The sequence below is a fragment of the Streptomyces sp. A1277 genome, assembly GCF_004795015.1.
Classification (GTDB): Bacteria; Actinomycetota; Actinomycetes; order Streptomycetales; family Streptomycetaceae; genus Streptomyces.
Map to the genome: position 1 here is coordinate 104,169 of NZ_SSBI01000022.1, position 10,092 is coordinate 114,260.

7 protein-coding genes and 1 pseudogene are annotated in these 10,092 nt (G+C 68.4%); 3 read left to right on the plus strand and 5 right to left on the minus strand.

Annotated features, from left to right (window positions below; all coding sequences use genetic code 11):
- Window positions 1–3 precede the first annotated feature (3 nt).
- Entirely contained in the window at window positions 4–531 is a 528-nt protein-coding gene (locus tag E6R18_RS17085; RefSeq protein WP_168712377.1) for a redoxin domain-containing protein, read from the plus strand.
- Entirely contained in the window at window positions 528–2,432 is a 1,905-nt protein-coding gene (locus E6R18_RS17090) for an ABC transporter ATP-binding protein (RefSeq protein WP_136317747.1), read from the plus strand. The genes E6R18_RS17085 and E6R18_RS17090 overlap by 4 nt, the downstream gene beginning before the upstream one ends.
- A gap of 781 nt (window positions 2,433–3,213) precedes the next feature.
- Here E6R18_RS17090 and E6R18_RS34900 read toward each other — a convergent pair.
- The 4 genes from E6R18_RS34900 to E6R18_RS17110 all read right to left on the minus strand — a co-directional run bounded on the left by E6R18_RS34900 (window position 3,214) and on the right by E6R18_RS17110 (window position 8,261).
- The gene (locus tag E6R18_RS34900; RefSeq protein WP_240799765.1) at window positions 3,214–3,789 is read right to left on the minus strand and encodes a hypothetical protein; all 576 of its coding nucleotides are present in this window, start codon (window positions 3,787–3,789) and stop codon (window positions 3,214–3,216) included.
- 336 nt (window positions 3,790–4,125) lie between these two features.
- Window positions 4,126–5,346 (minus strand): amidohydrolase family protein, encoded by a 1,221-nt coding sequence (locus E6R18_RS17100; protein ID WP_168712378.1) that lies wholly within the window; start codon window positions 5,344–5,346, stop codon window positions 4,126–4,128.
- A gap of 125 nt (window positions 5,347–5,471) precedes the next feature.
- The gene (locus tag E6R18_RS17105) at window positions 5,472–6,911 is read right to left on the minus strand and encodes an MDR family MFS transporter (RefSeq protein ID WP_136317749.1); all 1,440 of its coding nucleotides are present in this window, start codon (window positions 6,909–6,911) and stop codon (window positions 5,472–5,474) included.
- 465 nt (window positions 6,912–7,376) lie between these two features.
- Window positions 7,377–8,261, minus strand: coding sequence for an aldo/keto reductase family oxidoreductase (locus E6R18_RS17110; protein ID WP_136317750.1), 885 nt, complete (start codon window positions 8,259–8,261; stop codon window positions 7,377–7,379).
- A gap of 93 nt (window positions 8,262–8,354) precedes the next feature.
- On the opposite strand from E6R18_RS17110, the gene E6R18_RS17115 reads away from it, so the two are divergent.
- Window positions 8,355–9,218 carry a LysR family transcriptional regulator gene (locus tag E6R18_RS17115; RefSeq protein WP_136317751.1) on the plus strand — a complete coding sequence of 288 codons (864 nt, stop codon included), beginning with the start codon at window positions 8,355–8,357 and terminating at the stop codon, window positions 9,216–9,218.
- A gap of 277 nt (window positions 9,219–9,495) precedes the next feature.
- Here the strand turns inward: E6R18_RS17115 and E6R18_RS35385 are convergent.
- Window positions 9,496–9,927, minus strand: a pseudogene (locus E6R18_RS35385) (Tn3 family transposase); the annotation flags it as partial.
- Between the last annotated feature and the right edge of the window lie 165 nt (window positions 9,928–10,092).

Here is a 10,092-nt window from a genome sequence, read left to right on the forward strand (position 1 = left end):
CTCATGGCTCTGCTCACTGTCGCCGTCATCGTGCTCGCGGCGGCGACCCTGCTGAACCTGGCCGTGCTCGCCGCCGTGGTCCGAAGGATGACGCGGCTGACCGCGCCGGCCGGCCCGGCCGCCGATCACGGGCTCCCGGCAGGAGCTCCCGTGCCCGACTACACCGTCGAGTCGGCCGACGGCACCCGGCTCACCAGGGAAGCCCTGCTGGGACGTACGACCCTGTTCGCCTTCTACTCCTCCTCGTGCCCGGACTGCCGGACCCAGGCTCCGGAACTCGCCGCCCGCTCCGCCGCTCTCGCGGCCGAAGGAGTGGCCGTGGTCCCGGTCCTGCTCGGCCCCGACACTCCCGACGGGCTCTCGTCCGTGCTGGAAGGCGTCGGACAGCTCATGAACGAGTCGGGACCGGGGGGACTCACGGAGCTGTTCCGGGTGCAGGGCACGCCGTCCTACTTCCTGGTCGGTCCGCAGGGCAGCGTCCTGCGCAACGGAAGCAGCCTCGGCGAGTGCCTGCAGGCTCACGCCGTATGACCCCGGACAGCGGCCGGCCGGCCGAGGAACCACAGCTCGGCCCGCTGCGCCTCGCCGCCGCCGCTGTGGCTCTCTACGTGCGGGCCGCCCCGGTCGCCGCGGCGGCCCGGATCGCCATGACGCTCGTCTCCGGCTTGTCCCCCGTCGCCCTCGCGTGGTTCACCAAGATGCTGCTCGACCGGCTGGCCGGTCACCGGGGCCCCGAAGTATGGGTCACCGCACTGGCCCTGGCACTCACCGGTGCGGTGACAGCCCTCGCGCAGCACCTGGTCACCTACGCCGACGGCGAGATCGGCCGCCGGGTCACGCTGCGTACCCAGGGAGAGCTGTTCGCCGCGGTCACCCGCGAGCAGGGCATCGGCGATCTGGAGAATCCGGCCTTTCAGGACCGGCTGCGCCTCGCCCAGCAGTCGAGCCACGGCGGGCCGCAGCAACTCGTCGGCGCGATCCTGGTCACCGCACAGTCGGCGCTGACCGTGGCCGGCTTCCTCGGTGTGCTGATCACGGTCTCCCCGCTGGCGGCTTTCCTGGTCCTGCTCTCGGTGGCCCCCACGCTCTGGGCACAGCTCAGGCTCAGCCGCGCTCGGACCGACATGCTGCTCCGTACGACTCCGCGTACGCGACGGCAGATCTTCTACGCCATGCTGTTGATGGATGTACGCGCTGCCAAGGAGATCCGGCTCTTCGGGCTCGGGGACTTCTTCCGCGGACGCATGCTCGACGAGCTCGACGCGGCCCAGCGGGGCGAACGGGGCGTGGACCGGGCGACGCTGGGCACCGAGGGTTCGCTGTCTTTGCTGACCGCGATGGTCTCCGGAGCGGTTCTGGTCGCGGGGGCCGTCCGGATAGACAGCGGGCACGGGAACGTGGGTGACATCAGCGTGCTGACCGGCGCGCTCGCCACCGTGCAGCTGACCGTGGCGAGCACCTTGGCGCAGATCGCGGACGCCTCACAGATGTTGGTCCTGTTCTCGCACTACATCGGCATCACTCGCCGGCGGAGCGACCCGGCCGGGCGGCTTGGGCCCGCCGCCACGGGCGAAGTCGACCCGCTGCGCGAGGCACTCGTACTCACCGACGTGTGGTTCCGTTACGACGTGGGCCACGACTGGATCCTCAAGGGGGTGAACCTGACCATCCGGCCCGGCGAGTCGGTCGCCCTGGTGGGACTGAACGGTGCGGGCAAGACCACGCTCACCAAACTGCTCTGCCGACTGTACGAACCCACTCGGGGCACCATCACCTGGGACGGGGCCGACCTGCGGACTCTGGACATCGCCCGGCTGCGCGCCCGGATCGGCGTGGTCTTCCAGGACCACATGAGCTACGAGATGTCCGCGGCGGACAATATCGCCGTCGGTGATCTCCGTCGGGCCGGGGACACGCAGCGTCTGCGCGAAGCCGCACGAAGGGCAGGTGTCGATTCGGCGCTGTCCGCGCTTCCCCGGGGGTATGACACCCTCCTGAGCCGCATGTTCATCCCTGACGACGAGGAGCCGGCAGCCCGCACCGGGCGGGGCAGGAAAGCGGCCCGGACCGTCACGCGGCCCGAGACCGGCGTCCTCCTGTCCGGTGGACAGTGGCAACGGCTCGCCATCGCCCGCGCCATGCTCCGGACCGACGCCGACCTGCTGATTCTCGATGAGCCGTCGTCAGGTCTCGACGCGGTGGCGGAGAGCGACATACACCGGAGTCTTCGGCATCTGCGAAGGGGGCGAAGCAGTCTGCTGATCTCTCACCGCCTCAACACGGTCCGGGACGCCGACCGCATTGTCGTCCTGGACGGCGGATGCGTCACCGAAGAGGGCGACCACCGGAGCCTGCTGGCTGCCAAGGGGATCTACGCGGAGCTCTTCACCCTCCAGGCCGACGGATACCGGGCGGCGCCGGAGCCGGCGTAGGCCTGGCGTAGGCCCTATCGGCGGGAACCCACCCGGCCGGGACACCGCTGGACCCGCCCTTCGGGCGGACGACGATACTTTGCGGATACTCCCCAGGGGGCGCTGGGGCCCGCCATTTTCACTACTTAAAGTCACGGCAGGCGGCCTGTGGATCGATCCGTTTGCTCGGATCGACAGGCCCACACGCCGACGACAAGCGGACCCTGCTCGATATCGTCCGGGAAGCTCCTGATCGGATGAGCTGGACGCGGCTTCCTGCGCCTGTCGTACTGGTGCAGCGAACGCTGCACCAGATCCGCCGGAGCCGGATCGAGGGGGAGCCAGCGGGATGGAAACAGGGCGGTATATCCGTTCTCTGAGAAAACTGCAGGTGAGACGCGTCACCGGTTTGGGTTCGAGTCCCACCCGCCCCACCGGGTTTCCTCAGGCAAAATCGTTCTGACCTGGGGAAACGCGTTTTCCGGGGGTGTTTCGCGTGCGGTGAAACGCCTCACGGTGTGCGGCGAACGGAAGCCTTTGCGCCTCAAGGGCAGGGTGAGAGCTAGAGCTCCTTTGAGCTGGGGTTTTGCAGCGTCGCCTCCGTGGGAACGTCGGGGAATGATCCCGCGACCGTTTGGGGAGATGCCCCAGACCATTGGTTTCGTTTCTCTGTACGTCGCTTGTGGTCGTCGGTTCGCTGTCTGTCTTGGACGGATTAGCTGCTGCGGGGGGATGCCGGTGCGCGGCGCCCTCGGACGACTGGCCACCGGCTTCGGTCCCAGTGCAGGCAACGACGACTCGATCAGTGACTGAGCCGGAACGGCCAGAAGCCGGCGGCGGCGTTGTGCGCGGTCTGGCACACCGCGATGGCGACCAGGGCCACGGCGGCGGCGCCCAGCATGCCGATGCCCCCGAGCGTGCAGGTGTGCAGCGCGTGGGTGAAGCTGGCTCCGTAGACAGCCTGGGCCTCGGCCGTGGCCGGGCCGGTGGAGAGGCGAAGGAAGGCACCGGCCTGGATGCCGGCGTCGGAGACCATGCTCAGTTCGTGCCTCCGGTCGGGAGTGCCGAGGCCCGAGGCCGCGAGATGGCCCGGCAGAGTGCTCAGGAACACCGAAGTCCGCAGGGCCGAGTGTGCGGCCGATCTGGTGCAGGGCGCTGCTGGCGGCGCCAGCGGTGGGGGCGAGTCGGGGGGCAGGCTGGTCACGGCAATGGTGGTGATGGGGGCCGTGGCCAGGGCGATGCCTATGCCGAGGGCACCGATGACCGCGGCGGAGACGGCGACACCGGTGGACGCGTCGAAGGTGTTGACGAGGTGGGCGCCGGTGCCGCCCGCGGCGAGGCCGACGGCCAGGAGCAGTCCGGGGGTGGTGCGGACCATGAGGCACCCGACCAACGGACCGAGGAGACGGTGAAGCAGTTGAGGGCGATGAGGCGAAGCGTCGCAGGCGGCACCTTCCGGGCCCGATGACACCCCTCAGGTCACGTTTTCGACAGGGGGCAACAGCCATGCTGGGCCCGGAGGCTAGCGCCCCATTGCAGGACCGCAAAGAAGATCACGGGGTCCCGCAGCCGATCTGTCCGCGCGGCTTGCTCGCGGGAGGCTCCCTCGCGGCAGCCCTTGCCGTCTACACGACGGCGTTCAGGTGATCGTGCACCAGCTTCGTGAGTGGCACGGCGCCCGGGGCGCTCTGGTCGCTCTGGGCGTCGGTGGTGGTCAGGCGGCGAGTCGGGTGCCGCGCCGCCAGATGGCGCGGGTGTCGAGGGTGTCGTTGATGCTGGTGGTCGGGTCGCCGTCGATGAGGAGGAGGTCGGCCCGCAGGCCGGGGGCGATGCGGCCGCGGTCGATGAGGTTGAAGCGGCGGGCGGGCACGGACGTGGCGGCAGCGAGGGCGTCGGAGGGGGTCAGCCCCGCTTGAACCAGGTACTGCAGTTCGTGGTGGAGGCTGGCGCCGTGTGCGACACCGCCGTGAGAGGCGACGGGGACGCTGGCGTCGGTGCCGGCGAGGATGTCCACTCCGGCGGAGTGCAGGGCGGCGACGCTGTCCAGAACGTGCTGGAAGTTGCCCTCGGGGTAGGTGTTGAAGCGGCCGCGCAGGGTGTCGAGCCATATTTGGGGCAAGCGGCTGTTGACACGGGGGTCGTCGGCCAGGGCGGTGGCGGCGTTCCCCATGAGGGAGGAGCTGATGACCAGGCAGGGGGTGACGAAGACATCCGCATCGGCGAGGGCGACGATGATCTGTGCGTCGGCCTTCCGGTCGATGAACAGGTGAGCCAGGCCGTCGACTCCGGCTTCCAGCGCCTGGCGGGTGGCGTCGAGGGTGATGGCGTGGGCGATGACCCTTTTCCCGAGTGCGTGAGCTTCCTCTACGCCGGCTCTGATGGTCTGTGGATTCATCTGGGGGAGGTCGGGGCGGCCCATGACGGTACCTTCCTCGATCATCACTTTGATGTAATCGGCGCCTTGCTGGACGAAAGCGTTGACGTGGGCGCGGGCTTCGTCGGGGGTGCTCACCGAAGGCATGACCCAGCCCTTGCTCTCTCCGGCGGCGGGGTCGTGTTCGCCCAAATCTTTCATGAGCTCGCTCGGGTGTCCGCCCTTGGCCATCAGTGCGATGAGGGCGGAGCGTACGTCGGCGAGCGTGTCGTCGTTGTTCACCTCCGTGCGCTGCTGCGGGGTCCAGTAACCCTGCATTTCCAGTTCGGTGGTGACACCGAACTTCAGTGCCTCGCGCAGGGACTCGACGGAGGTGTGCACGTGGCTGTCGATGAATCCAGGCATCAGGGTGGCACCCTGGGCATCGACGATCTCGGCTCCGGCAGGTGCCGTGTCACCGCCGATAGCTGTGACGATCTCGCCATTGAGGGTGAGGCTCTGAGCATCGAGCAGCTTCTCGCCGTCGAAGATGCGGGCGTGGGCGATGTATGTGGTCATCACGTGTTCCTTGAGGTTCGTTTGGGAGTTTGAGGCGGCGCCGGCCAGGCCACCAGATCCGCAGGCATCCTCGACCGCGCGGGATCAGTGCTGCGAGACGCGTGCGTCGGTCGGGAGGATGAGGTGGGTCAGGCGGTCTCGGCTTCGGCCTTGGCCAGCGGTGCTGCGCCGGGTTTGCCGCGCAGCGGCACCTCCTCGATGAGCAGCGAGGCGATCAGTGCCGCGAGAGCGATGCATGCTCCGGTCAGGAAGATGAGGTGGGTGGCATGGGCCACGTCCTGGAGGTATGGCGCTTGCTCGGTGGTGTGGGCAGTCGTGGATCCTTCGCCGGGTATGCGCGCGGAGCTGACGGTGCCGGCGAACAGGGAAGCGAACACGGCGATCCCAACAGAGCCGCCCAGGTTGCGGAAGAGGTTGGTGGCCGCCGAGGCGGATCCGATGTCGCGGAGTCCGACAGCGTTCTGCGCGATGGTGTTGGCCATTTGCATGCAGAACCCGGTTCCGGCCCCGACGACCGCCATGTAGAGCGACGTCAGGAGGCGCGTGGTGTCGGTGCCCATGGTTGAGAGCAGTCCCAGGCCCACGACCAGGAGGGCGGAGCCCGTCACAGGGAAGATCTTGTACCTTCCGGTCGCCGACATCACCTTGCCGGAGATGTTTGCCGTGATCAGCGTGGCGATCATCATCGGCAGCAACAGCAGGCCGGAGTTGGCGGCCGAGGCCCCTTGGACCACCTGCTGGTAGAGCGGCAGATAGAGGGTTGCGCCGAACGTGGCGACACCGATGACGGTCAGCAGGATCGCGGAAAGAGGGAAGTTGCGGTGCCCGCCGTAGATGCGCAGCGGCATCAGCGGCTCCTCGGCCCGGCTCTCGGTGACGATGAAAGCGGCCAGCAGGACGAGGGCGACGAGGGCCAGGCCGATGATCTGCCACGACCCCCAGTCGTAGGTGCTGCCCGCCCAGGTCGCGGCCAGGATGAATGCGGAGATCGCCCCGGTGAGGAACGTGATGCCAAGCCAGTCGATGGAGACCTTGCCCCGGCGCTTCAGCGCGGGCATGTGCAGGAGGAGCTGGCACCAGATCATGCAGATGAGGCCGATGGGCACGTTGATGTAGAAGGCCCAGCGCCAGCCGAGGTGGCCGGTGACGAAGCCGCCGACGAGAGGACCACCGAGCTGTCCGACCGCCATCACTCCGGCGACCATGCCCTGGTACTTGCCGCGCTCGCGCGGCGGCAGCAGGGCTCCGATCAGCGCGAAGGCGCCGGCGCCCATACCGCCCGCGCCCAAGCCCTGGACCACTCGGAAGATGATCAGCGTGTTCATCGAGGGGGCCATGCCGCACGCCACGGACGCGACGAGGAAGAGCGCGATCGAGCTGAGGAACATGTGCTTGCGATTGAGGAGATCGCCGAGTTTGCCCCACACGGGGGTGGAACAGGCGGTGGCCAGGGTGTAGCCGGTCACCACCCAGGACATGTGATCGAGGCCGCCGAGGTCGGCGACGACGGTTGGCATCGCGGTGCCGACGATCAGGCTGTCGAGCATCGAGAGCAGCAGGGCGAGCATGACACCGAGCAGAACCCAGCGGATGTTCTTGGGAACCGCGATGGCGTCGGTCTCAGCGGCCTGGCGGGAGGCAGGAGGTGGCACGACGGATCACCCCTTTCGCAGAAGCGTGGAGAACGGGCGTGCATCGAGAGGCACCACATCAGCGTAACGAACGTGTTCGCAGCGAACAAGTTCGTTCGATGTTGTTGCTTCACAGCGCCCCGCCGAGGGGCCCTGGCTTGAGTACCTCCGTCGTCGCGTTCCTGTGCGACCAGCTGAAATCCTGACCGCCGTCCGCGACCCAGCCCGGCGTGTGGAGCCCGTCCCTATCGCCGAACTTCAACCCTGGCGCGGTGGAGCCGCCTCGGCGGCGCCACCGCACAGCAGCATGGGTGAACACGTTCCTCGGTCCCCCACGATGAGGCATGCATCACGCCATCCGCCACTGCCTCTTGGTCCTGCTGGGGGCTGGCCGGCGTCCTGCTAGTGACCGACCTTGTCCAACTCGGCGAATTCCTCGTCCGAGAACGAGAGTCCCGCGCCGGCGACGTTCTCGCGCAGGTGCGCTATCGACGAGGTGCCGGGAATGAGCAGGATGTTCGGCGACCGCCGCAGCAACCAGGCCAGGGCGACTGCCATGGGTGTCGAATTCAGCCGGGTGGCCACGGCGTCAAGGGTCATGGACTGCAGCGGGGTGAATCCGCCGAGAGGAAAGAAGGGCACATAGGCGATGTTCTTGGCGGCGAGTTCGTCGATCAGCTCGTCGTCCTGACGGTATGCGAGGTTGTACATGTTCTGCACGCACACGATCGGTGCGATCGCCTGCGCCTCGGCGACCTGTTCCGCCGTCGCGTTACTCACTCCGAGGTGCCGGATCAGGCCCTGCTGCTGGAGTTGCACGAGGGCCTCGAAGGGCTCGGCGAGCGAGCCGGGCCGGGGACCCTGAGCATCTCCGAGGCGGAGATTGACCACGTCGAGCGATTCGAGGTCGAGGTCCGCAAGGTTCTCGTTGACGGCGCGGCGCAGGTTTTCGGGCTGCCGGGCAGGGAGCCAGCCGCCCTGTTGATCGCGGACCGCGCCGACCTTGGTCACGATGTGCAGCGATTCGGTATAGGGGTGCAGCGCTTCACGGATCAGCTGGTTGGTGACGCGTGGTCCGTATGCGCCAGCAGTGTCGATATGGCTGATCCCGAGGCCGGCAGCCTCGCGCAGTACGGCGATCGCGCCGTCGTGGTTGGCGGGTGGGCCCATGACCCCGGGACCGGCGAGTTGCATGGCGCCGTAGCCGAAGCGGGTGACGTTCAGATCGCCCAGGTTCCAGGTGCCGCCGGGCAGTGACGCGGAGGGGGTGTTGATGGTTTCGCTCATGCCGTCGATACTCGCTCGCGGACAACCGGCGCATCCAATACCGATACAGCGCCCTGTCATACCCGGTAGGTATCACCGGGTTATGCTGTGGCCGTGGACGCCTTGGAGATCCGCGAGCTGAGGTACTTCCTGGCCGTCGCCGAGGAACTGCACTTCGGTCGCGCCGCCGAACGCCTCGGCATGGCCCAGCCGCCGCTGTCCCGGGCGATTCAGCAACTCGAGCGACGCCTCGGCGTCTGCCTGCTGAAACGCGACCGCCGCGGCGTCTCCCTGACCGGTGCCGGAGAGATGCTGCTGCACGAAGGCCGCGCGGCCATCGACGCGACCACCGCCGCCGCTCGCCGCACCCGCCGCGCCGGTGGCGCCGACAGTCCGGGCGGCCCCCGCAACCGCCTGGTGCTGGTGGTGAAAGCCGGCGCGTCTCACGAGTTGCTGCACAAGCTCCTCGACACCTATGCGGCCGAGCCTGACGCCGCCAAGATCGAGGTGCTGCCGAGCGGCACGTGTGAGCAGGAAGGGATGCTGCGCGATGGCCGCGCTGATGTGGCGCTCATGCACGCCCCGTTCAACTCCCTTGCCGGGTTCGACAGCGAGGAACTGATGACCGAGGGGCAGGTCGCTGTCCTGCCCGCCGGGCACCCTCTTGCCGCGCGCCGGACTTTGTCCCTGGCCGACGTCAGCGACATCCCCGATCTTCCGCTCGCCCGCTGGTCCCGCCACGGCACATACCCACCCGGCCCGGGCCCCGAGATCCACGACCAGACGCAGCTGGCGCAGCTGATCGCTCTCGGACGCACCGTGGCCGTCTTCCCCGACTCAGCCCGCGCCTGGCTGTGGGCGGATCACACCGCAGTCCCCCTGACCGACGCGCCCCCCGTCGTCACCCACATCGCCTGGCCCGCGCACAGCCGCTCCCTCGCCCTCGCCGGGCTGATCCGCACGGCTACACGGCTATGACCCGCCCTCGCCTTCCACCGCCGCGACACGCAGCCTGACCGCCGGCCCCCACCCGGCCGTCGCCCACGGGCGCCACCGTGACTCCGTGTGCTGTCGGCCTTTGCGTCGGCAGAAGGCGCCCCGGGCCGCCCACGGGACGGGGGGTCCGCGAAGCCGTCACGGCCCCGGCGGGCGAGGCGGCTCTCGGAATCCTTTCTGGGTCGCTGACCAGCAGGTAGGCATTGGTCTAGTTGGTCTACGACCACGACGAGCAGACGAGCCGTACGGCATTGCCACATCACTCGTCTTGGGTGGCGTCCTTGGCGCGCAGCGGGCGCAGGCCGCCCGGCGCTCGGGGAGCTGGAACGAATACCGGCCGAGATGTTGATGTGGTGCCGTACGAACGGTGGGAGGCGGGCGACGTCTTCGTCGCGGGTATTGAAGCCGTCAGCGCGCAGCCGGTTCACTGCAGCGTCCAAACACTGTGTGTTGAACAGCACCACGCTGAGTACGAGTCCGAGCGCGCCGACCTGGTCTTCCACAATTTTCCGGGCGAGCGCGTGGGCCCCGCCGGAGCTTGGCCTGCGCCTAGATCTGGCGCCGGCAGCCGGGCTTGTCGGCCAGACGCAAGGATGTGCAGAAACTTGGCGGTCCGCCCGTAGTGGGCGATCGCGTCCCCCAGCGGGGCCGGCCGCCCGTGCCGCGACAGGATCCGGATGACGTCGTGCGCGGACGTCGCGAGGTCACCGCTTGGCTGTGTGTCCGCGGCTAGGGCCTGTGTGAGGTCGTGATCATTCGGTCGTCGGTAAGAGGTCGTTGATCCAGATCAGGGAGGCCCGGAGGTGGAGTCCGGCGTCGTAGCTCTCGGGGGACTTGTCGTAGCGGGTGGCGATGC